Genomic DNA, 24,422 nt, shown 5'->3' with positions numbered 1-24,422 from the left:
GAATTTGATCTAATCATACCCATAACCTTAATAAATAAATAACATAATGAAGCCATACCTTTACTTCTTAAGCCTGTTTTTTTGCTTGAATGGAGCTGCCCAGGAGACAAAACACAATGCACTATACAAAGATAGGGCAGATGCCATGTTTCATAAAATATGGAATCATTACCGGGTGCAACAATATCCTGGTCTGTTCAGTGAGAATTATCCATCGGGAAAAAAGGTTTCGCTGGATTACTTTCAGGGTGCAAATGTAGATGCCAAAGCGGTTAGTTTTCTGTGGCCGTTTTCAGGAATGTTCTCAGCCGCAAATGTGTTGGTGCGCTATCCGGATTTAAAGTCTAAATACAATCAATACCTGGATACGCTAACCACTGGAGTTTCGGCCTATCGCGATACCACCAGATCTCCCGTAGGTTACCAGGCCTATCCGGCTACGCTGGAGAAATCAGATCGATATTATGACGATAACGCACTGGTTTGCATTGATTACCTGGAAGCTTATTTAAATACAAAAGATCAAAAGTATATCACCAAAGCAAAGGAAGTTTTTGATTTTATTTTAAGCGGATGGGATGATCAGCTGGGCGGTGGAGTGTATTGGCTGGAAGGTCACAAAGACCAGAAGCCGGCTTGCAGCAACGGAATGTCTACACTGGCTGCATTGAAACTTTATCAATGTACAAATGATCCGGTTTACCTGAATTGGGGTAAGAAGTTTTACAACTGGATGCATGATACCCTTAGAAATCCGGATGGAATTTATTACAATGATGTTAAAATGGATGGTAAGCCGAATGGGGTTTATTACACTTACAATACAGGTTCGATGCTGGAAGCTTCTGTACTGCTTTATCAATTCACCAAAGAATCAAAATATTTAAAAGAAGCTGAACTCGTGGCTGCAAATTCATATCGTTTCTTCTCTAATCGGAATAAAAGCCTGGACAGGCATTTTAATATCGATCTGCCTTGGTTTGTTACGGTTTTATTCCGTGGGTATGAAGCACTTTATCACATTAATCAAAATCCGGTTTACATCAATGCTGTAGCCTCAGATTTAGATAAAGCATGGAAAAAATCAGCTGATCAGTACGGGTTTTTAACGGCGAAATGGGCAACTGATGAAGCCTCAAAAAAGAAACCTAAATGGTTGCTCGATCAGGCTTGCATCGCAGAGCTGTATGCCAGAATGAGTTTGTTAAATATCAAAAATAAATAGTCTTTCTTTAGAAGGAAAGTAAGTAATATGAGATAAAATCGCATAACTTGAATTAAAAATTCACAGCATGAGATCAAACAGAAAGATTGTAGTTTAATCAGCGAACCAACTGATTTTGCGATGTGCTTTTAGCTTCCATAAATATTTTTTTCATCGCCCTTTCCCTTTCAGGGGAAAGGTGCCGCTAGGCGGATAGGGGCTTAACCACCCCGCCTTTCAGGCATTCTCTTCTTAAAAAAAGGAGGGGAGTTGCGACCGCCATAACCTATCGGTCTACATATTTTATACTTCTGGTTGGCATGATCACCAATCACGAGAAAATATCCATACATGATTTCCTTTCTCATTCAGGAAACTAAAAATTAATAATTAAAATTTTTTACCCCCATAGTCTTGGTGTTAACTGTCTAGTCATATGTAACCCTTCCCATTCTCGAACCGTAACAGATTGAATGTCGAAAATTTTATATGTATGAAGAATTATTTAAAATTTATCAAGCTGAATGAAGAGTCGGTTACGCCTAAATATCTGCAGATATTTAATTCAGTTTTGGCTGGTATTGAAACCAAGGAATTACATCTTCAGGATACACTTCCTTCCATAAATGATTTGAGTATGGCCCTTGAGGTAGCTCGAAATACCGTTGAGCGAGCTTATGGGCATCTAAAAAAGAACGGAGTGGTCGATTCTGTTCCCGGTAAAGGTTATTTTATTTCCAGTGTTTCCTTTGATCGCCAGAAAAGGGTATTGCTGTTATTTAATAAGTTGAGTAACCATAAGAAAATCATATACGATGCTTTGGTAGCTAAACTTGGGGCTAATGGTGCAATTGACTTTTACATTTATAATAATGATTTCAGAACCTTTAAAAAATTAATTGAAGACAAAGCGGGGCTGTACGATAAAGTGGTTATTATTCCTCATTTTTTTGATGAAGATGAACACAGTTATAAAATTATAGATACTATTCCAAAAGATAAACTTGTTCTGGTAGATAAAATGATAAATGAGGTTTCCGGAAACTTCAGAGCCGTTTATGAAGACTTTGAAAAAGATATTTACCACGCTTTAGAGGAGTTGAATGAGCGACTCCGGAAATATCAAATCTTAAAAATCATTTTTCCGGCTAATAGCTATTATTCTAAATCCATTCTTGCCGGATTCATTAATTTTTGTGTTCAATATGCTTATGATTACGAAATTTTATCAAATCTTAAAAATGAAACCTTAATGCCGGGCACGGTATATATCAACCTCATGGAAGATGACTTGATTGATTTGATAGATAAATCTTTACTTACTCAACTGGTCATAGGTAAGGATATCGGCATCATTTCTTACAATGAAACACCAATCAAACGACTGATTTTAAATGGAATCACCACCATCTCCACAGATTTTGTAATGATGGGTGAGACCACTGCAGATATGATTATGGAAGATGATGTATCCCGTAACGCAATCCCATTTAAAGTAACCCTCAGAAACTCTGTTTAAATGACTTGCCTTTAATATCAGCCATTTGGTAGGCCATATGATATGGAAAACAATCCGCTTATTTTAAATAAAATGGTACTGCTAATTTCATTGAAAGCCTCCTGTCAGACAGATTGGGTTGCGATTATATTTCCCTATTATTACATTTGATTACGGTGAAAGCGCTAAGAACTTTGCATTTGCACAAAACTTTAACCGATGACCAAATATAATTGTCTATCCGATCTACAACTTTGGGATTTACTCAAGTCAGGTGATCGTCTTGCGTATGCCGAACTCTATGAGCGCTATTTTAGCGTGCTGTATGTTCACGCCCGAAATCGTTTAAAAAATTCACAGGAAGCAGAAGATGTAATTCAGGAGATTTTTTTGGATATCTGGACAAACTGTAGTAAAATATGCATCCGAACAAGTTTAATCAACTACTTAATCACGGCCACTAAAAACCGGGTACTGAACCTGATTGCCCGTCATAATTTTGAAGGGAAATATAAAGTAACCCTGGCTTTGGATGAGAAATTTGAAGCCATAACCGACCATCTGGTAAGGGAAAAAATGCTAAGTAAGCTGATCGATCATGAAATAGATGCTTTGCCGCCCAAAATGCGAAAGGTCTTTTTAATGAGCAGGGCTGATCACCTTACCTATAATGAAATTGCCGATCACCTGGATATCACCGAACAATCTGTTAGGAGCCATGTGAAAAATGCTTTGAAGGTACTCAGGGTAAAACTTGGGGTGCTTATTTTCATTACTATATTTTTTTTCTGATTACCATCTATTTTTTACCCCCATACCAGGGTAGACAATTGTCTATACTTTATAACCCAAACCAAATGATGCCTCGCCAGTACGATATTGATGATTTGCTGCAAAAATTCAAGAATGGCTCTATACAGCCCGATGAACTTGATTTTCTGGAAACCTGGTACCTGAACTGGAAGCCTGAAAATCAGGATATAGGAGCTGAAGATATTAAGCAAGCTCAGGAAAGGGTTTGGGTTAAATTGAATCCTTCCCCGAAGAAACATCAGTTATGGCAGTGGTTATCTGCTGCGGCAGCAGTTTTCCTAATTGCTGCGATATTTTGGCCTGGGCAAACAAACTACACTAAAAAACAGACGCTTACCCATCAGCAGATTAAAGAGATTAAACCCGGAAGCAATAAAGCTATTTTAACGTTGGCAGGGGGGAAGGATGTGGTACTCGGAAAAAATATTTCAGGAAATATATCCACCCAAGGCGAAGTAAGCATTAGCCAGAAAAATGATGGGACACTGGTTTATGCAAAATCAAATGTGAGTAAGAATAAGGCTGATCTGTTTAATAAAGTCACGACGCCCCGCGGCGGAGAATACCAGCTGGTCCTTTCTGATGGAACAAAGGTATGGCTCAATGCTGCCTCATCTATTACGTTTCCGGTAGCTTTTACCGGAGGAAAGAGATCGGTCACGGTAACGGGCGAGGCTTACTTTGAAGTGGCACATGATCAAAACAAGCCCTTTATTGTATCGGCTGCCGACCAGCAAATAACGGTTTTGGGAACGCATTTTAACGTCAGCGCCTATGCGGAGGATGAGCAGACAACAACTGCTTTGATCAGCGGGTTAATTAATGTTCGAAAAGGAAATTCAGGCAAATTTCAACTCGTACATCCAGGGCAGGGCGCAGTAACCAGCCTGGCTAATCAGGGAATCAGCATTGAACCAATTAATACAGATGAAGTACTATCCTGGAAAAATGGCTATTTCCAGTTTGATAACCAAAGTATCTACACCATTATGAAAATAATGAGCAGGTGGTACGATGTTGATGTTGAATTTTTAGATAAAAAGAGCACAGAAAGGTTCGGAGGAACATTTTCCCGTGCTAAAAACTTGTCCGAATCCTTAGCTAATCTGGAGAAATTGGGAAAAGTACACTTTAAAATAACTTCCGGCAAGGTGATCGTGAGTAATTGAGATCGGAACTAAATGCACATTAGAAAGGAGGAATGACTATAAAATAAACCTAACTAAAATGAGAAGTAACCAGGAACGTTGCAACCGCTCCTGGTGAATGGACTTAAAATAGCCTTTAGGGGCCTAAACCAACAACAGTTTAACTAAACCCATTAACCAAATGTATAAAAAATTTACTGAATTACTTTTCAGGAGGGACTCCTATGTATATTCCAACTCTTTGTTAAAAATGAAACTAACGCTAGTGTTTTTAATTGTGACGTTTCTTCAGGTAAAGGCTGAAATCTTTGCGCAGAAAATTAATCTTAATGCCGATAAGGCTAAGCTTAAGGAAGTAATTGCCCAGATCAGAAAGCAAACGGACTATGATTTTCTCTATAATAATGCAGATGTGCGCAACACAAAGCCCATTTCCATTAAAGCTAAAGACATGGATTTGATGGCCGTATTGGAACTTTGTTTCAAAGATCAGCCTGTTGAATTTACGATCAAAAATAAAACGATTTTAATTACGAGCAGGCCCGTTTCTCCCACACCAAGCCCTTCGGTGCAAAAGAGACAGCGTGTAAGTGGAAAGGTTACCGATGCTATTGATGGAGATGCAATTGTAGGGGCGAGCGTTTTAATAGAAGGGACAAAAATTGGTGCCACGACAGACGTGGATGGTAATTTTTCATTGGACGTACCTACTGCAAACGCGGTATTGGTGGTTTCCTTTCTGGGTTATCAAAATCAGCGGGTAACGTATAGCGGGCAGTCCACTTTAAATGTAAAACTGATTAAGGTAGATACAAAATTGCAGGATGTGGTGGTGGTGGGTTACGGAACCAGAGCCAAGGGTGCTGTAACTGGAGCGATATCAACCGTAAAGGCTGAAGTTTTTGAAAACAGGGCGCTTAATAACAGTTTGGATGCCCTTCAAGGTACTGTACCCGGATTTACCATTACCAAAGGTTCCGGACAACCGGGAGCGGGAGAATATGGTTTTAATATTCGGGGTTCTTCTTCCATTAATGGTAATTCGCCATTAGTGCTTGTAGATGGTATACCAACCAGTTTTGCCACCTTCAATGCTTTAAACCCCGGTGATATTGCCGAAGTAACGGTGTTGAAAGATGCCTCTGCCGCCATTTATGGCGCACGCGCCGGGGATGGTGTAATTATCGTAACCACCAAAAAAGGCAAAAGCGGGACATCTGAAGTAAGTTACAGCGCAACCTTTGGATTAAAGCAGCCTACCTATTTGCGTAAAATGCAAAATACGCTGGAATTTGCTGAGTTCATGGATGAAGGATTGCGTAATGTAGGCATTGCAGGCTTTCCACAATCGGTGTTTGATAAGATCCGTGCTAATGCGCCTGTAGAAACAACAGGTTGGAATTACAACATTACCAATTATCCCGGCTTTTATGGATATACCGATTGGAACAAAGAGATCTATAAAAATGCCATTCAACAGTTACACAACATCTCCATTTCAGGTGGGGGAGAAAACAATAACTACCTCTTTTCGGCCGGATACAATAAAGATGAGGGAATTGTGCGTTACGGGATCAATAATTCTCAACGCTACAACCTGCGTTTAAACTATGATTTTCGCCTAACGCCAAAATTAAATCTCGAAACCCGTACGAGTTATACCAATTTGGGCAATACCAATCCAACTGATTTGGGTAATGCACTGACTAATGTAACCCGGCAGTTTCCATATCAACCGGTATTTAATCCTTCAGGTCAGTTTTATGGCTATCAAGGCTATGAAAATCCGGCGCAGAGCCTGAGCGAGGCGGGCACATCAAGAGACAACACCTCCAATTTAGCCACCAATTTTAAGGCAGACTACAGCGTAATTCCCGGATTAAAGCTTACGGCACAGGCGGCTTTGAGGTTAAATTATAATAACAATAACTACACAAAACCAACATTTACCCGTTATAATTATGCAGGAGGTGTTCAGGATATTCGTCAAACCCCCAACTCAGCTCAGTACAGTAACAGCAGGAGTATTAATGAACTTTACCAGCTTTATGCAGACTATAATAAGCAGTTTGGTGAAAGCCACAAAATTAATATTACTGCAGGTGCATCTATTGAAAAGACTAAAAGTGAAGGGCAGAACACCTGGGGATATAACTTTGTAAGCAATGATATTTTTACTTTAAACCTGGCCGACCGGACAAACGCTGCTTATGCTAACTTCGGAGGGTTTTTAAACAGGCAATCCCTGGGCTCTTATTTCGGAAGGGTAAGTTATTCTTTCAGGGATAAGATCATTTTAGACGTTACCGCCCGTGCTGACGGAAGTTCCAAATTTGCTGAAGATGAACGCTGGAGTGCCGTATTTCCTTCGGCATCCCTGGCTTACAACCTTTCAGAAGAAAGTTTTATCAAATCGATTGAAACCATCAATCAGTTAAAAATCAGGGCTTCCTGGGGTAAAATGGGGAACCAGGAAATTGGTGCATTAGGCCTTTACGACTACATTCCGCTGGTTAATGTTGTTGGAACCTACCCGCTGGGTTCTCCAAATGCAGGTGTGCAGGGAGCGCGGTCAAATCCGGCATCGGCCGATCGTACCTGGGAAACCATCGAAAACCGAAACATCGGTATAGATGTGGCGATGATGAATTCAAGGCTAAGCTTCTCCTTTGATTACTTCAATAAAATCAATAACGATATGCTCGTAGCCATTGCTGTTCCGGCCACCTTTGGCGGCGCAGCACCCTCTTCCAATCAGGGGAAATTAAAAACCAAAGGTTTTGAAGCGATTGCCACCTGGAAAGATCAGGCAGGTGCATTCCGGTACAGTGTTTCCATTCAGTTAAGCGATGCGCAAAATAAATTACTGGAGTTAAAGAACACCGACAACCCGCAGGTGGGTTTGAATCAATACAGACAGGGCTATGCCATGAATTCGTATTTCGGGTATGTGTTTGATGGAATCATTCAGAACCAGGCCCAGCTTGACAGTTATAAAAAGCTTCAAGGCATTCCTGCCAGAATCGGTATTGGAGATGCCATGTTTAAAGACCTGGATGGAGATGGCGTGTTAACTCCATTTGGCGACAAAAGTAAAGGCCTTGCCGGCGATATGCAATATCTTGGTGATTTAACACCACGCTATACCTTCTCATCTAACATTAACCTGGGTTGGAAACAATTTGATTTACAGGTGTTCATTCAAGGTGTTGGAAAACGTGATGTGCAATACCAAGGCAATATTGCTACTCCAAATACATTCTTCTGGCCATCACTGGCTTATTATAACGATCGTACCTGGAGTCCATCCCGTACGGATGCACAGTACCCCAGGTTTATTCCGGGCAATGTAGGGTATGACGATCTTCGTGCTAATAATTACAGATCATCAACACTAATTATGCAGAGTGTGGCATATTTACGCTTCAAGGTGATCACTTTGGGGTATAACCTGCCCGATAATTTAGCGAAAGCGGTTAAGCTTAAATCAGCAAGATTATTCTTAAGCGGAACGGATCTTTTTACCATTTCAAAAGGAACATTGGGTGGAAATTTCGATCCTGAAGATGCCTTTAGAAGCGAAGGAACTTATCCTTTCAGTAAAATTTACTCACTTGGTTTGAATGTTAAATTCTAAAATAATTTTTATGAAAATTCTAAATATTCATCAATATAACAAGCCTGCCAGCCTACCTGCTTTATCAGGAAGGCAGATTACTACAGGCAAAATGCAGGTGGGCCTAATGGTGCTACTGGCGATTGCGCTTTTCGTAGGCTGTAAAAAAGATCTAAATCTGGTGCCTGAAGACAATATCTCAGATGCTACATTTTATAAAACAGCCGCTGATTACAAGCTTGCAGCAAACCTGTTGTACCAGGGGCTCGACCAATGGGGAACTGAAGATACGCAATCAGACATTGCCTTTAATAACCCAAATTCGGTGAGTAATGGACAGCTTTTGCCTTCAGAAACTACTGATTGGTCAGGGTTATACACGAATATCCGCTATGCAAATAACATTATTGATAAGGGTGCTACCAGTACGGATGATGGGATTAAAAGATATGTAGCAGAAGCCCGTTTTTTTAGGGCTTACTATTATTACAAACTGTTCAGGCTATATGGAGGCGTGCCGCTCATTTCTAAAGTACTGCAAACTGGCGACGAAGCCTTATTTGCGCCCCGCTCTACCATGGTACAAACTGCCGATTTTATTCTTGCCGATCTTCAGGCAGCAAAAGCAGACCTTCCCTTAACTGTTACAGGTGTGGATGTTGGCCGGATTTCAAAGGGTGTGGCGGCGGGGCTTGCATCCAGAGTTGCTTTATTTGAGGGTACATGGTTAAAATTTCGCGGGGAAGCGAATGCAAATACTTATCTGGATGCGGCTATTGCATCAGCGCAGGAGGTCATCAATAGTGGGGTTTATGCACTATACACCGGCAATGGTGCGCAAAGCTACCGTTACCTTTTTTTAGAAGCTGGCGATGATTCAAAAGAAACCATGCTCGACAGAAGATATGCCAGAAATATATATGGTCATGATGTGCCTTATGCCTATGATCAGGATGGATACAATCCAACACGGAAAATGGCCGATTTATACCTTGATAAAAATGGTTTGCCGATTACTTCACCAGGCACGGTATTTCAAGGTTACCAGACTTTTGTTTCTGAGTTTCAAGACCGAGACCCCCGGATGACCATGACCATGATTATTCCCGGAACCTTAACCAACCGGGTGTTCAACTCGGTAACCAAAGTAGCCAACTGGCCGGATAATCCCCAGCGTAATTTCAATACCGGGTATATTCTGTATAAATATATGTCAGAAGATGCAGCGGCGAATAATTCAGGACGTTTAGGTACGGCGAGTTTATTTGATTTTGATAAACACATCATCAGGTATGCTGAAATATTATTGAATTACGCAGAGGCTGTCTATGAAAAAAACGGTTCCATTACAGATGTAGATTTAGATTTAAGCCTTAATAAGTTGCGGGATCGTGTAGGTATGCCTAAAATCACCAATGCATTTGTAAGTGCAAATGCATTGAACATGAGAAACGAAATCAGGAGAGAGCGGACAGTTGAACTGGCCTTGGAGGGTTTTCGTTATGATGACTTGCGAAGATGGAAAACCGCTGAGACAGAATTACCACAAGACATTAAAGGAATTAAAATTACAGGTACCCAGTGGGCAACCCGCACGCCCTATAGCAATGCAGCATACCTGACCAGGGTGGATGCGAACGGCTTTTTGATCTCAGAAACCGGGCGCAAATTTAACCCGGCCAGAGATTATCTTCAGCCGCTCCCGCTGAGAGAAATTTCATTTTATGCCAATAGCGGAAAAAAATTGGAGCAAAATCCAGGATGGTAAAGGTTAGTTAGTTGAATCGGTCGGCTTTGTCCGGCCGGTTTTTTAATTGAAGGTATGGCTACCTTAAAAAACAAAAATTAAAAAACAGATATATGATGCAAAATAAATATAAACTTCCGTTGCTTTTTCTTCTTCCGGCGCTGCTGGTCGGCTTTTCCTCTTTCATTAATTTTATTAAGCATTCAGATGGTGAACCGAAGGATGGTCCTAAAATAGTTAATATTGTAAATTTCATCCGTTTGCTCGAACCCAGAGATGCAGCGATTACCCAGGATGTGCTTTACCAAACCGTAGTCAGCCAGGTGGAGATCCTCAAAAAATACAATTTACCAGGAACATTTTTGCTGCAGTATGATGCGCTAATGGATCCGAGGTATCAGAAATTGTTATCATCTCTGCCTAAAGATTCTTTTGAAATTGGTGCATGGTGGGAACTCCCTCAGCCGCTGATTGAGAAAGCAGGATTAAAATGGCGGGGTCGCTACCCTTGGGACTGGCATGCTGATGTGGGTTTCGCTACCGGATATACGCCTGTTGAACGCGAAAAAATTATTGATGTTTATATGGCAGATTTTAAAAAGGTTTTTGGCTATTATCCAAAATCTGTGGCATCATGGTTTATCGATGCCCATAGCCTGAACTACATGTATGAAAAATACCATATTGTGGCTTCAGCAAATTGTAAAGACCAATACGGTACCGATGGTTATACGCTGTGGGGTGGGTACTGGAATCAAGCTTATTACCCAAGCAAAATTAACTCCTATATGCCAGCGCAAAATGCAGAAAAACAAATTCCTGTTCCTGTGTTCAGGATGTTGGGCAGTGATCCCATCCGTCAATACGACACAGGTTTAGGATCAAAAAGACAAGGCGTAATTACTCTTGAGCCGGTTTATAAATTTGGTGGTGGTGATCAAAGCTGGGTAGATTGGTTCTTTAAAACTTTTACTCAGGATCGTTCTCTGGGATTTAATTATACCCAGGCAGGTCAGGAAAATTCATTTATCTGGAAGGATGTGCAGAAAGGTTTTGAAATCCAGATGCCGCTCATTGCCAAATTAAGAAATGAAGGCAAATTGAAAGTAGAAACGATGGTTGAATCGGGTTTATGGTTTAAAAAAACATACAAAGTTACACCGGCCACCTCATTTGCTGTAACCAAAGATATGGAAGGGAGCGATCAGAAAACCTTATGGTATAACAGTCGTTTTTATAGAATGAACCTGCTTTGGGAAAATGATGGGTTAAGAATTCGCGACATTCACTTATTTAACGAGAATTTTCCAGATAAATACACTACTGAGGTAGCCACTTCTAATGAATGCTCATTTTTTACCCTTCCTATAGTGGAAGGTTACCTGTGGAGTAAAAAAGATCAGCTTTCCGGATTACGTTTAAAAGCACTTATCAATGGAAAAGAGGTTCTTCTGAAAGGCGGTAATCCCGTTTTTACAGATAACGGTAAAACTATAGTGCATGTATCGTGGCCATTAACAACCATTAAAGGAAACCTGCAAATGGATTTCAATGAGCAAACCTTCACTTTAAAGATTGTTACAAAAGAAAAGCTGAACTGGTATTTGGATTTAAATGCTGTCCCTGGATCAAAACTTCCTTTTAAAGAAATCAATAAAGGCAGTATTACCTGTCATTTCGAAGGTATGGATTACAGCCTTTTAGTTAATAAAGGTGCTTTTTCTAAGCCATCAAACGGGGCAGTTTTTAGAGTGATGCCGCAGGGGAATCTGATTTCACTGAATCTGGCAACCAGCGTAAAATAATGACGGTAAGGGTATGAGAATTTAAGATGAGGGTATGCTTTACGATCCTATAAATTGAATAACTAATTATTGATTTTAACACCCCGGTCTGCGACCACCCTCCGATGCATCGGAGGGAATGGCGTTTGTAATTCCCTCCGATGCATCGGAGGGTGCCCAAAGGGCGGGGTGGTTAAAAGAAAATACCTGTTTATATTTATTCTATTGTATATTCTTAACCGAACTCCAGCTATAAGCATTTGCAGAAGATAACTTATTATGCGGGCTGTGGTAAAATGCCACACCCGCACACTAAACTTTGTTGCGGTTATTTATTTACGATAAACTAAATTATTTAATTGACTAAGGAAAATCAGTATAGCGATGGAAAAACTTCAAAAATTAATCCTTTTAGCCGAAGAGGCCAACGGGCACTATATTAAATTTTTAACGAACAATAATTTAAAGGCGGCAGTTCGCTGTCGTAAAGCATTAAGCGAGCTGAGGAAAACTGCTTTGGAAACCAGATTGAATATACTGGACAAGCAAAAAGTTATCGGCTTAGACAGATACGCTAAATCACAGAAATAGTTTCATAAATTCACGCAATATAAATCTGGCTAGCCATCTCTTCCGCTATATTTGAGGGCGCTCGGCTTAGTAATAAATATCAACTCTATTATTTCTTCAATTAATATAATATATGAATTCCCACATTCGCCTAATTTTACTATTTGCCAACTTCTTTTTATTTATGCGCTTCGGCATATCCCCTGTAGCCGCCCAACCCTCAGCCTTAAAATGTGAATATCTCATTAACCCAATCGGGATTGATAACGCTTCTCCGCGGCTTTCATGGCTGATGTTAGACAATAGAAAAGGTGCTTTCCAGCAGGCTTATAGAATTTTAGTAGGAACTGATTCTATCCAGCTGATCAATAAAACCGGCATAGTTTGGGATTCGGGAAAGGTTCTGAACTCGAATAGCTTAATCACTTATAACGGTGCAGCACTGAGACCATTTACAAAATATTACTGGCAATTGGCGTTATGGGATAAGGACGGAAAGCCTCTGCAAACCACAATGGCTAACTTTGAGATGGGGATGATGGGCATGGAAAACTGGAAAGGCACCTGGATTAGTGATCGGAATGATGTGAACACCATGCCAGCTCCGTATTTTAGAAAAGTTTTTAGTCCGGCGAAGCAAATCAAATCAGCAAGGGCCTACATCGCTGCCGCAGGTTTATACGAACTTTATCTCAATGGAAAAAAAGTTGGCGATCATCGCCTGGACCCCATGTATACCCGTTTCGACAGGAGAAACCTGTATGTAAGCTATGATGTAACCTCCAACCTAAAACAAGGAAATAATGCCATAGGCGTACTGTTAGGTAATGGTTGGTATAACCATCAATCATTAGCAGTTTGGAATTTTGATAAGGCTCCATGGCGAGCCAGACCCACCTTCTGCCTCGATTTAAGAATTACCTACACAGATGGCACTGTTGACGTAATCAAATCTGGTGATGATTGGAAAACAAGTTTGAGTCCGATTATTTCGAACAGCATTTATACTGCTGAACATTACGATGCCCGGTTAGAACAGAAAGGCTGGAATACAGCAGATTTTGATGATTCAAAATGGCGGGGCATTACTTTAAGGGCTGCTCCATCAAAAAATATTGTTTCGCAGGTGATGCACCCCATCAGAAATGTTGAGGAAATTGCGGTCAAAACCATGCGCAAGTTCAACGATACGACTTACGTATTTAATTTAGGTAGAAATATAGCAGGCGTAAGTAAAATAAAGGTGAAGGGTGAAAAAGGTACCGTAATCCGTTTGAGACATGCCGAGCGTTTATATGCAAATGGCCATACCGATTTATCTAATATTGATGTTTATCACCGTCCCAAAGATCAATCAGATCCTTTTCAAACAGATATTTTTATCCTGAACGGGGAAGGTGAAGAAACGTTTATGCCCCTTTTTAATTATAAGGGGTTTCAATATGTGGAGGTGATGAGTTCTAAGCCAATTGTATTAAGTGAAAAAAGCCTCGTAGGTTATTTTATGCATAGCGATGTACCTGCCGTAGGTAAAATAGCCTCATCCAATAGCCTGGTGGATAAATTATGGTGGGCCACTAATAATTCTTATTTATCAAATCTTTATGGTTTTCCGACTGATTGTCCGCAAAGGGAAAAAAATGGTTGGACAGGTGATGGACACTTTGCAGTTGAAACCGGTCTATACAATTTCGATGGTATCACCGTTTATGAAAAATGGATGGGTGACCACCGCGATGAACAGCAACCAAACGGCGTTTTACCTGATATCATTCCAACAAGTGGATGGGGTTATGGAACGGCAAACGGAACAGACTGGACCAGTACCATAGCCATTATACCATGGAATATTTACCTATTTTATGGCGATAGTAAACTGCTGGGTGATAATTACCAGAGTATTAAAAGTTATGTCGACTACGTAGAAGACACAAGCAAAGGCTACCTTACCACATTTGGAAGAGGAGACTGGGTTCCGGTTAAATCAACTTCAGATTTAGAATACACTTCTTCTGTTTATTTTTATGTAGATGCCGATATTCTGGCAAAAGCAGCCAAACTTTTTGGTCATCAAAACGACTATTTACAATACAGTGCGCTGGCTGAAAAGATAAAAAATGCCATCAATGCAAAGTTTTTTAATCCGGCTACCGGCATTTACGGCAAAGGTGTTCAAACAGAATTATCAATGGCATTGCAATGGAATATTGTACCTGATGCATCGCGCCAAATGGTAGCCGATAATCTGGCTGCACGGGTGAAAGCAGATGGGATGCACATTGATGTTGGCGTATTGGGTGCAAAAGCAGTTTTGAATGCATTAAGTGATAATGGTCATAGTGATATTGCTTATCAGCTGGCATCACAAGACACGTATCCGGGATGGGGCTGGTGGATTGTTAACGGTGCCACCACATTACATGAGAATTGGGACATGCAGGCCACCCGGGATATTTCTGATAACCACATGATGTTTGGTGAAATAGGCGGCTGGTTTTTTAAAGGAATTGGTGGAATTAAGATTGATGAAAAACAGCCTGGTTTTAAGAATATTTTGTTGAAACCACACTTTGTTAAAGGTCTAAATCATTTTGAAGCCTCTCATACCGGGCCTTATGGCGCTATTCTATCTTCATGGAAACGAACCACTAAAGGGGTGAAATATGATGTGGTGATTCCCGCAAATTCAACTGCCAGTGTCGAAATTCCGGTTATCGGAGGTACAAAGGTTTATTTAGATGGAAAGCAAATTAGTAATACCATTAACATAAGTGCTGGCCGATATGTATTTGAATTAAAATAACTAGTCAGTATCCGAATTAAAAAATCAAAAATGATTTACAATAAGGGCGTTGTATTAATTACCCTCTTTTTGCTGTTTGCTCGCCTTGCCTATTCACAGCAGCAAGACCTGGACATGCGTTATAAAGATTTTATTGATCTTGAAACGTATATGCACCCCTTTTGGAGTTCGACACAGATTGTTGACGAAACAGTAATGGTTATTCGTGATGGGGAACAAAATTTTGCAACACTCCTTTTCCCTGCGATGGAAATTACCGCTGTAAGGTCAACTGATCATAGTATAAAGTATATAAACGGTAAAGACTGGATATTGAAAAAGGGTAAGCTAGTGATCTTGCCTGGATCAAAGGTGCCTTACTTTAATCGATCAGATCTGGTTTTTACAGAAAAGAAGGCCGGGTTATCAATGACTGGTAAAGCAGATTCTTCATACGTCCTTTTTAAAGAAGGATTATATTTTCAGTCCAGACAATTGGCCGTGACTTATAAGCGACAGCGGAATGCGCATTGGTTGGGGCCAGTGCCTGCTGTAAATAAAGATGCGCTTCCTAATACGCGACTTAAACTCAAAAAAAGATTACCGATGAAAATCTGCTTTTTTGGTAATAGCATTGAAGTAGGCTACAATTCAAGCGGATTAATGAATGGTGCACCTTATATGCCAACCTGGCCTGAACTTGTGCGCTGGAAACTGGGCAGCCACTTCCAGAGTGAAATAATATATTCAAATCCCTCAGTTGCCGGAAAAATGGCCAGCTGGGGTGCAGAAAACGTGGTTAAATTGGCAGCAACACAACAGCCAGATCTACTTATTATTGGTTTTGGAATGAATGACGGTGCATCCCAGGTGAGTCCGGATGAATACCTTAAGCATATCAGGCAAATCATAGCACGTACGCTAGAGGTGAGTCCTGCAACTGAATTTATACTGCTTGCACCCATGCTTGCCAATCCAGATGCAACACAGAATGGACTTCAGGAACAATATATTCACGAGTTGAAAAAATTATCAGGAAAACAGGTAGTGACTGCTGATATGACTGGCGTTCACCGGGCCTTACTAAAAAGAAAAAATTATCAGGATATGACGGGCAATAATGTAAACCACCCCAATGATTATCTTTCTCGCTGGTATGCGCAGATGATATGTGGCATATTCATCAAGTCAAAATAGCAATTATTTCATCGATTTAAATACAGCGACAATCCTTTTGGCAATCACGGCATTACCCTCATCCGAAGGATGCAGACCATCATAAGTCATCGCCATGGCTTCAGGTGGATAAGGATAATCATCTGTTCCGGGGTGAAAAGGTATCTTGAATGAAGCTTTGAGGGGATAGTTTTTATAATCATGACTTCCCGGTACCCTTAATTTTTTGAATTTAATAAGCTTTGACAATCGTAATGAACGATCATGGTAAAGGTCAATCACGTGTAGTTTCTCCATCCTTCCGATTTCTTTGATAGCTGCCGCAAAATCTTCCAGATGCTGCCCTGCCTTCGCCTTGTAAGAGCCATATGCATTATTGGCAGGATCAGCGATATAAACAAAATCTGCCCGTTGCATGGGCGTAATCAAAATGATCTTTGCTTGGGGATTAATCGATCGAAGCTTGTCGATAATTATTCGGTATGATCCGTAAAGAGAAATATTTCCTTTTGCCTCAACATAATCTGATTTGTGCCCTATAGGTCTGCCAGCCCACCAGTCGTTGGTGCCTAGAAAAATAGTATAAATATCTGCAGGGGGAATTCTGAGATTATTTATTCGCTCGGCCACAGCGCCTGAAGTCCAACCATTGTAGCCTTTATTAATGTATTTAATTGTTGGAAGTTGCGCTACTACGCGGCTAAGGTAGCCACTGGTTACCCGGTTTCCGGTTTCTTCTTGATGGTCGTTCAGGTAAGTAATCGAATCACCAATGGCCACCCAGGTTTGCTCAGTAGGCTTTAAATAGGTGATTAAAGATGTAAGTGATAATATAAAAAGATATTTTTTCATCAATAAGTTTATACAATCTGCTTTTTTAAGCGACCAGTTAATATGGAATGCGCTCCACTACAATAGTAAAAATTTTATACCAATCAACTATCCCGATCTGTCTTACGAAATTTTAATATTAAGGTGAAATTCTGATGAATAAATCCAATTATACCTATCGGTCGGTGTCTCACCTCAGTTGTAAGGAAGATTAATTCGTAGGTTACAATTATACAGCTATGAGGGGAACTCCCCTCCTAATTTAGGAGGGGCAGGGGGTGGTTAACCATTCAGTAGCAGTTTTCAATTGATAAATCATAATCTTCCAAACACTTATGGTGTCTCACTGACCGAAATTAAATAGCGAAGGTTAATTGCGCTGGTTTTTATAGAGTTAGATGTAAAGCCCGGAAGCATTCTTTTATTTACTGGCATAAGGAGGTTTAATAGAATTTGAAACATTTTTTAGCGAAACAAAAAAATAATTACAGAAAAAAGTTTCGCTGTTTGTAAACAAAATATTTGTAAACAAAAAAAAGTTTACAAATATTTTGTTTACAAAAGATGTATTTTGTTTCAAGCTTTTTACCTATTTGTTGGTGTATCACCGACAGGATTAATTCAATAATTTCATCTAAATAGGAAAGAGAGATTGTATTTATTAGGAGATTAACTGATTTTGCGATGTGGTTTTAGCTTCGATACATATTTTTTTCATCGACCTTTCCCTTTCAGGGGAAAGGTGCCGCTAGGCGGATAGGGGTTAACTGCCAAATATTCAATAAATGTATTTACTTATCGGTCGGTGTCTCACCGACCGAAATTAAATAGCGAAGGCTAATTGCGCTGGTTTTTATAGAGTTAGATGTAAAGCCCGGAAGCATTCTTTTATTTACTGGCATAAGGAGGTTTAATAGAATTTGAAACATTTTTTAGCGAAACAAAAAAATAATTACAGAAAAAAGTTTCGCTGTTTGTAAACAAAATATTTGTAAACAAAAAAAAGTTTACAAATATTTTGTTTACAAAAGATGTATTTTGTTTCAAGCTTTTTACCTATTTGTTGGTGTATCACCGACAGGATTAATTCAATAATTTCATCTAAATAGGAAAGAGAGATTGTATTTATTAGGAGATTAACTGATTTTGCGATGTGGTTTTAGCTTCGATACATATTTTTTTCATCGACCTTTCCCTTTCAGGGGAAAGGTGCCGCTAGGCGGATAGGGGTTAACTGCCAAATATTCAATAAATGTATTTACTTATCGGTCGGTGTCTCACCGACCGAAATTAAATAGCGAAGGTTAATTGCGCTGGTTTTTATAGAGTTAGATGTAAAGCCCGGAAGCATTCTATTATTTACTGGCAAACGAGTTTTAATAGAATTTGAAACATTTTTTAGCGAAACAAAAAAATGATTACAGAAAAAAAGTTTCGCCGTTTGTAAACAAAATTTTTGTAAACAAAAAAAAGTTTACAAAAATTTTGTTTACAAAAGATTTATTTTGATTTAAACTTTTTACCCATCTGCTGGTGTATCACCGACAGGATTAATTCAATAAATTTTCATCTAGATAAAACTGAAAGATTGTATTTATTAGAAGAGTAACTGATTGAGTGATGTGCGTTTAGCTTTGATAAATATTTTTTTCATCGCCCTTTCCCTTTCAAGTGAAAGGTGCCGATAGGCGGATAGGGGTTAAACACCAAATATTCAATAAATGTAATCAGAGGTAGGGGCTTTAACCACCCCGCCTTTCAGGCACCCCTCCTTAAAAAAAGGAGGGGAGTAGCGATCGCCATAACCTATCGATCGGTTATTCTAGCACATACCTCCTATAAAAATTCTCAATTTCTGAAATCACCAATTCAGGCTGATCTTGTGGTATGTTATGAGAACTTCCTTTGGCCAAGATCAAGCTTCCTTTTTCCCGCTTTTTGATAAACTGCCGCTGGGCTTCCTGAAATCTATCATTATCAATTTTATTATCAAATGGTCCTTTCTCAGCCATCACCACCAATACAGGTATATTGGATGGAATAACTTTCTTTCTCATAAAATTGCTATTCTGCTCCATTTGTGCAAGCACATAATATAAACCAAGGTCATTTTTACCAAAATTGCTTCGGTTTAAGGTTTTAAATATCCTATGGGCAAAGCGCATATCCGCATAAGATGGGATTCTGGGGTCTAACATGATCATCCCTTTAACAGAGGTTGGATGATTTGATGCGTACAGGGTAGAATAAAATGCCCCTAATGAGTGAGAAACCAATAATAGATCTTGATGCGCATAGCCAAGTTTTTGAAGTGCAAATGTCAGGCCTTTAGCTTCGTTGAGGATATTATATTCTACGGTATCCAGCCCACTTAAACCAAAGCCCTGGCGATCATAAGTAATAATTGTTGCGTTTAGTTTTTGATTGAGTACAGTAGAAATAGAATCCCATTGAGTTGCATCAAGTGCACCACCAGATTCGAACAATATTGGTGATTCCTTACCTTCCATTATTTTGAAGTGCAGTTTATAAGTTCCAATTGCTATTAAGGTATCTATCTGGCCATAGGTGACAGCCGTGCCGACTAAAAGGAACAAAAAACTAATAAGACAAACTTTCATAAGCGATAAAATAGCAAGGATCAGAATTTTCAAATAACAAGAAATTAATCTAATTCACAGGCATCCTTGGCTTACTATTTCATTGGATTTTCTGTTTTATTACAGGCCATAAACAATATTGTTTCAGGTGATATTTAATGGTAAATATTTGACAAACTTTAAGCAGAGGTTTTTTTATTGTCCTTGTCTGGATCGAAATCTATTTACCTATCGGTCGGTGTCTCACTGACTGAATTAAAACTAATTGATTTTACGATGTGGTTTTAGCTTCGATAAATATTTTTTCATCGCCCTTTCCCTTTCAGGGGAAAGGTGCCGCTAGGCGGATAGGGGCTTAAACCACCAAATATTCAATAAATGTAATCAGAGAGGTAGCTTCAACCACCCCGCCTTTCAGGCACCCCCTCCTTAAAAAAAGGAGGGGAGTAGCGATAGCCATAACCTATCCGGTTGATATTATCTTACCGACTATCCCCTGATTGGTGTTATCATTAACTAAGAGTTATCTATATATCCGATAGAAATCTATTTACCTATCGGTCGGTGTCTCACCGACCGAAATTAAATTAGGAAATTAACTGATTTTACGATGTGGCTTAAGCCTCGATAAATATTTTTTCATCGCCCTTTCCCTTTCAGGGGAAAGGTGCCGATAGGCGGATAGGGGTTAACCACCAAATATTCAATAAATGTATTCAGACAGTAGCTTCAACCACCCCGCCTTTCAGGCACCCCTCCTTAAAAAAAGGAGGGGAGTTGCGATCGCCATAACCTATCGGCCTACTTTCTGTTTTATTACAAGTCATAAACATTAACGATTAATAAGGTATTTATAACAAATGTTAAGTTGACGTTTATTTTTTTATTATCTTGTCTGAATCGTAAATTCCGGATGAGGCCCGATCGAAACCTTTGCACTCATCATTACAAAAGGTCATAATTATTTGATATGAAATCAGTTGATCACCATCAATACCCCAATTATTTAACATTGCTTTTATGTATTGCCTGTATAATGTTTGGGTTCACTACGCAAGCAAAAGCTATTTTAATAACATCTGTAAAGCCACAGCAATTGAAATGCGAATCCATTGAAAATCCGCAGGGAATTGATATTTTAAATCCATCACTAAGCTGGACAATCCAAAGTCAGGCAAATAGAAGAGGGGTTTTACAAACGGCCTATCGCATCATTGTTTCTACGAGTAAAGAAAACCTGGCTAAAAATATTGGAGATGTTTGGGACTCTGGGCAGGTGAGATCTGCACAAATGAATAACATCCATTATGCCGGTAAAATACTTAAATCAACCTCGTTCTATTGGTGGAAAGTAAAGATCTGGGATGAAAAAGGAAACCCTTCCAATTACAGCATGCCCGCCAGATGGATTACCGGATTATTGGGTGATGCGCCGATCCAGGCTAAATGGATTTCTGCAAAAGGTGCAGAAAAATTTGCGCATCAATATCAATCTGCAAAATCAGACTTTAATCTTAAACGAGATTTACCTGAATATAGAATGTATGGCCCTAAACCATCAGATCCAAATTTCTCCTCTGTGCTATTGCGCAAATCTTTTGTTGTTAAACCCAAAATTAAAAGTGCAATAATTCACATTAGCGGACTTGGACAATATGAATTGACTGTAAATGGCCAAAAGATTGGGAAAGATATTTTGTCACCAGGCTGGTCTGATTACACTAAAACCATTTTGTATGATACCTTCGATATTACAGCACAGTTTAAAAATGGAGAAAATGCCATTGGCATAATCTTAAGCAATGGAATGTATAACATCCAGCCCGATTCTGTGAGGTATGTAAAGTTTTTGGTTTCTTATGGTCAGCTCAAGGCAATTGCCAGCATTCACCTGCAATATGCAGATGGTTCTGCTGAAGTAATTGTTACAGACCAGTCCTGGCAAGTATCTCCAGGCCCGGTAACCTATTCCAACCTTTTTGGTGGTGAAGATTATGATGAGCGTTTAGCTCAGCAAGGGTGGGATGAACCAAATTTTATTCCCAAAACTAAATGGGCGGCTGCCGAAACATGTAGTACGCCTGGAGGGAAACTCAAGGGCCTGTCATGCGCCGCTGCCCCAATTATGGCTATTGAAAATTTAACACCGATAAAAGCGACGCAGCTTTCTGCGCATAAGTGGGTTTATGATTTAGGTCAGAATGCATCCATCATGCCCGAAATTATGATAAAAGGTAATGCCGGATCAATGGTTAGAATCACTCCGGCAGAATTATTGAAACCTGACGGACATGTTGATCGTGCTTCAGTTACCCAGGATGGCATACGTCCGGCATGGTGGCAATACACAATGGGTTCATCAAAAGTAGAAAAATGGTTTCCTAAATTTTTCTATCAGGGAGCCAGATACCTGGAGGTAGAACTTTTTCCTGCCGAAGGTGACTCTCAATATCCTGTTTTGGAAGAACTTAAAGGCGTTGTCGTACATTCATCCGCTGCACCCATTGGGAGTTTCTCATCCAGCAACGAACTTTTTAATCGCATTTATTCATTGGTGAGGTGGGCGCAGCGCAGTAACATGATGAGCGTAATGACAGACTGCCCCCATCGAGAAAAGCAAGGCTGGCTGGAACAATATCATTTGAATGGGCCATCACTCCGCTATAACTTTGATCTTACGCCTATGTTTCGTAAAATTATGAATGATATGTCTGATAGCCAGCTGGATAATGGCCTTGTTCCTAACATCGCACCAGAGTTCTTTATGGCCGGGGCAGACATTATTAATAACGGCTTCAGAAACTCACCAGAGTGGGGAAGTTCTTTCATCATTGTGCCGTGGCAACAATATTTATTTAATGGCGATGTTTCCCTGGTCAGAAACTATTATGCTAAAATGCAGAAATATCTGGCCTTTCTGGATGCATCAGCGAAGAAAAATCTGTTGCATTCAGGGCTAGGCGATTGGTATGATATCGGACCTAAACCTGCATGGGGATCACAACTAACACCTATTAGCTTTACCGCTTCTGCCATTTATTTTTATGATTATCAGCTGATGGGAAAGATGGCTGCTTTAATTGGTAAGCCCGAAGAGGCTAAAACATATTTAAATAAATCTGAAATGATCAGAAAAGCCTTTAATGATGAGTTTTTTAATCCTGTTACCAATACCTATGCAACTGGCTCAAATACCACTTACGCTATGCCATTATTTTTAAAGATCGCAGCGCCTCAACATCGGGAAGCGTTGATTAAAAACCTGGTATCTGATATTCGAAAAGCGGGCAATTCATTTAATTCTGGTGAGGTGGGGTACCGTTTTCTTTTAGGTGCGCTGGACAGGGAAGGTTATTCGGACGTGATTTACGACATGAACAATCAATCTGACCGACCGGGTTATGGCTATCAGCTTAAAATGGGCGCTACAGCACTTACTGAAAAATGGGATGCCAGTGTTGGAAGTTTTGGTTCGCAAAATCATTTCATGTCTGGACAGATTAACGAATGGTTTTTTCATGGTTTAGCGGGAATCAGTGAAGATGAAAATGGACCTGGATTTCGAAAAATGATCATCAAGCCTACAGTAACCGGAGATTTGAAATGGGTAAAAGGAAGTTATAAAAGTGTAAGCGGAGAGATTAAAAGTTACTGGCTGCGCAATGGAAATAAGTTGTCTCTCGATCTTCAAATCCCGGCAAATACCGAGGCCACTGTATACGTACCTGCAACAAATCCTGATCTTGTAATGGAAGGATCGAAAAAAGCCATTCAGGTACCCGGTATTAAATGGATAAAATATGAGGCCCCTTATGCAGTCTATCATGTTGGATCAGGTGTTTATCATTTTAAATCAGAAATCAAATAATGTTGTTTGCCGATTAATTTCCATCCACACTTTATCGTTTTGGAGGATGGAAACTGATCTTGTTTCCGGAGTTTGTTATCAACGAATAATTTACTTACTTTATACCTTAAAATTATTTCAAAAAAAATAGCGAGTGATGGGGGCATTTTCAAAGTACACTGATAATGACCTTATCCACCTGATAAGTGAGGGCAATGTTGATGCCTTTGCGGAGGTTTATGAACGCTATTGGTCAAAACTCTATAATGCTGCCCATAAGCGACTTCGTAATGATGCTTTGTGTGAAGAGGTGGTGCAGGATGTATTTCTCAAATATTGGGAAAAAAGAAATACCCTTATATTTTCCATCGGATTAAGCAATTATCTGCATACGGCAATTAAATATTCTGTTATTGATTATTACCGGAAGGAATTGTTGAAGGATAAATATCTTCAGGTAAACCGGTTAGTAGAAGCTGCAGACAACTCAAATGAAGAGCATATTTACCTGATGGATTTGAGGCGTTTGGTTGAAAAGGTTATAGACACGCTTCCGGCCAAGTGTAAAACTGTTTATCAATTAAGCAGAATAGAAAATAAAAACAATAAGGAAATCGCATCCTTATTAAACATCTCTGAAAAAACAGTTGAAGGCCACCTGACCAATGCATTGAAATTACTAAAAATTTCACTGGCTGATTTTTCTATGCTCCTGCTGGTATTTTTAATAAAATAATTTTTTTTAAAAATAAACCAAGGGTACCGGCCGTTTCGTTCGACTACTCAATATAACCAGTATATAAACC

At 39.6% G+C, this 24,422-nt stretch carries 15 protein-coding genes; 12 read left to right on the top strand and 3 right to left on the bottom strand.

Annotated elements, in window-relative coordinates; genetic code table 11:
- The first annotated feature begins 46 nt into the window (after positions 1-46).
- On the top strand, positions 47-1,225 hold the full coding sequence (locus EV200_RS05255) for a glycoside hydrolase family 76 protein (protein WP_132529918.1): 1,179 nt from the start codon (positions 47-49) through the stop codon (positions 1,223-1,225).
- A gap of 200 nt (positions 1,226-1,425) precedes the next feature.
- Here the strand turns inward: EV200_RS05255 and EV200_RS21880 are convergent, their stop codons facing one another.
- Positions 1,426-1,572: a hypothetical protein gene (locus EV200_RS21880; protein ID WP_208864509.1), complete on the bottom strand. Its 147-nt coding sequence runs from the start codon at positions 1,570-1,572 to the stop codon at positions 1,426-1,428.
- Positions 1,573-1,697: 125 nt separating this feature from the next.
- Here EV200_RS21880 and EV200_RS05250 point away from each other — a divergent pair, with 125 nt between their 5' ends.
- From EV200_RS05250 to EV200_RS05210, 9 genes are all read left to right on the top strand, one after another.
- A complete protein-coding gene (locus EV200_RS05250; protein ID WP_132529916.1) occupies positions 1,698-2,723 on the top strand; it encodes a GntR family transcriptional regulator in 1,026 nt (341 codons plus the stop codon).
- Positions 2,724-2,921: 198 nt separating this feature from the next.
- The gene (locus EV200_RS05245; protein WP_132529914.1) at positions 2,922-3,494 is read left to right on the top strand and encodes an RNA polymerase sigma factor; all 573 of its coding nucleotides are present in this window, start codon (positions 2,922-2,924) and stop codon (positions 3,492-3,494) included.
- 65 nt (positions 3,495-3,559) lie between these two features.
- On the top strand, positions 3,560-4,684 hold the full coding sequence (locus tag EV200_RS05240; protein ID WP_132529912.1) for a FecR family protein: 1,125 nt from the start codon (positions 3,560-3,562) through the stop codon (positions 4,682-4,684).
- 229 nt (positions 4,685-4,913) lie between these two features.
- Complete coding sequence (locus EV200_RS05235; protein WP_165877866.1) at positions 4,914-8,300, top strand: SusC/RagA family TonB-linked outer membrane protein; 3,387 nt, start codon at positions 4,914-4,916, stop codon at positions 8,298-8,300.
- Between the two features lie 10 nt (positions 8,301-8,310).
- On the top strand, positions 8,311-10,047 hold the full coding sequence (locus EV200_RS05230; RefSeq protein WP_165877865.1) for a RagB/SusD family nutrient uptake outer membrane protein: 1,737 nt from the start codon (positions 8,311-8,313) through the stop codon (positions 10,045-10,047).
- 92 nt (positions 10,048-10,139) lie between these two features.
- Positions 10,140-11,831, top strand: coding sequence for a hypothetical protein (locus EV200_RS05225; RefSeq protein ID WP_188754104.1), 1,692 nt, complete (start codon positions 10,140-10,142; stop codon positions 11,829-11,831).
- A 363-nt stretch (positions 11,832-12,194) separates the two neighbouring features.
- The gene (locus EV200_RS05220; RefSeq protein ID WP_132529906.1) at positions 12,195-12,401 is read left to right on the top strand and encodes a hypothetical protein; all 207 of its coding nucleotides are present in this window, start codon (positions 12,195-12,197) and stop codon (positions 12,399-12,401) included.
- A gap of 112 nt (positions 12,402-12,513) precedes the next feature.
- On the top strand, positions 12,514-15,183 hold the full coding sequence (locus EV200_RS05215) for an alpha-L-rhamnosidase (RefSeq protein ID WP_208864508.1): 2,670 nt from the start codon (positions 12,514-12,516) through the stop codon (positions 15,181-15,183).
- 30 nt (positions 15,184-15,213) lie between these two features.
- Entirely contained in the window at positions 15,214-16,359 is a 1,146-nt protein-coding gene (locus EV200_RS05210) for an SGNH/GDSL hydrolase family protein (protein WP_132529904.1), read from the top strand.
- Positions 16,360-16,362: 3 nt separating this feature from the next.
- On the opposite strand, the gene EV200_RS05205 is transcribed toward EV200_RS05210, so the two are convergent.
- Together EV200_RS05205 and EV200_RS05200 are read right to left on the bottom strand one after the other, a co-directional pair.
- Positions 16,363-17,190, bottom strand: a complete 828-nt coding sequence (locus EV200_RS05205) for an SGNH/GDSL hydrolase family protein (protein ID WP_132529902.1) — start codon at positions 17,188-17,190, stop codon at positions 16,363-16,365.
- 1,796 nt (positions 17,191-18,986) lie between these two features.
- A complete protein-coding gene (locus EV200_RS05200; RefSeq protein WP_132529900.1) occupies positions 18,987-19,790 on the bottom strand; it encodes an alpha/beta fold hydrolase in 804 nt (267 codons plus the stop codon).
- Between the two features lie 949 nt (positions 19,791-20,739).
- Here EV200_RS05200 and EV200_RS05195 point away from each other — a divergent pair.
- Positions 20,740-23,637, top strand: coding sequence for a family 78 glycoside hydrolase catalytic domain (locus EV200_RS05195; protein WP_132529898.1), 2,898 nt, complete (start codon positions 20,740-20,742; stop codon positions 23,635-23,637).
- A gap of 136 nt (positions 23,638-23,773) precedes the next feature.
- Positions 23,774-24,352: an RNA polymerase sigma-70 factor gene (locus tag EV200_RS05190; RefSeq protein ID WP_132529896.1), complete on the top strand. Its 579-nt coding sequence runs from the start codon at positions 23,774-23,776 to the stop codon at positions 24,350-24,352.
- Positions 24,353-24,422: the final 70 nt, after the last annotated feature.

The sequence above is a fragment of the Pedobacter psychrotolerans genome, from assembly GCF_004340665.1.
In the GTDB taxonomy this organism is placed as follows: domain Bacteria; phylum Bacteroidota; class Bacteroidia; order Sphingobacteriales; family Sphingobacteriaceae; genus Pedobacter; species Pedobacter psychrotolerans.
The sequence above is the reverse complement of the archived record's forward strand: the minus strand, read 5'-3'. Positions and strand labels throughout refer to the sequence as shown.

Excerpts from the sequence above, each read along its gene's own strand:
- EV200_RS05250 (WP_132529916.1), top strand. The coding sequence starts at position 1,698 with ATGAAGAATTATTTAAAATTTATCAAGCTGAATGAAGAGTCGGTTACG.
- EV200_RS05210 (WP_132529904.1), top strand. The coding sequence starts at position 15,214 with ATGATTTACAATAAGGGCGTTGTATTAATTACCCTCTTTTTGCTGTTT.
- EV200_RS05200 (WP_132529900.1), bottom strand. The coding sequence starts at position 19,790 with ATGAAAGTTTGTCTTATTAGTTTTTTGTTCCTTTTAGTCGGCACGGCT.
- EV200_RS05240 (WP_132529912.1), top strand. The coding sequence starts at position 3,560 with ATGATGCCTCGCCAGTACGATATTGATGATTTGCTGCAAAAATTCAAG.
- EV200_RS05230 (WP_165877865.1), top strand. The coding sequence starts at position 8,311 with ATGAAAATTCTAAATATTCATCAATATAACAAGCCTGCCAGCCTACCT.
- EV200_RS05255 (WP_132529918.1), top strand. The coding sequence starts at position 47 with ATGAAGCCATACCTTTACTTCTTAAGCCTGTTTTTTTGCTTGAATGGA.
- EV200_RS05195 (WP_132529898.1), top strand. The coding sequence starts at position 20,740 with ATGAAATCAGTTGATCACCATCAATACCCCAATTATTTAACATTGCTT.
- EV200_RS05225 (WP_188754104.1), top strand. The coding sequence starts at position 10,140 with ATGATGCAAAATAAATATAAACTTCCGTTGCTTTTTCTTCTTCCGGCG.
- EV200_RS05190 (WP_132529896.1), top strand. The coding sequence starts at position 23,774 with ATGGGGGCATTTTCAAAGTACACTGATAATGACCTTATCCACCTGATA.
- EV200_RS05245 (WP_132529914.1), top strand. The coding sequence starts at position 2,922 with ATGACCAAATATAATTGTCTATCCGATCTACAACTTTGGGATTTACTC.
- EV200_RS05215 (WP_208864508.1), top strand. The coding sequence starts at position 12,514 with ATGAATTCCCACATTCGCCTAATTTTACTATTTGCCAACTTCTTTTTA.
- EV200_RS05220 (WP_132529906.1), top strand. The coding sequence starts at position 12,195 with ATGGAAAAACTTCAAAAATTAATCCTTTTAGCCGAAGAGGCCAACGGG.
- EV200_RS05235 (WP_165877866.1), top strand. The coding sequence starts at position 4,914 with ATGAAACTAACGCTAGTGTTTTTAATTGTGACGTTTCTTCAGGTAAAG.
- EV200_RS21880 (WP_208864509.1), bottom strand. The coding sequence starts at position 1,572 with ATGAGAAAGGAAATCATGTATGGATATTTTCTCGTGATTGGTGATCAT.
- EV200_RS05205 (WP_132529902.1), bottom strand. The coding sequence starts at position 17,190 with ATGAAAAAATATCTTTTTATATTATCACTTACATCTTTAATCACCTAT.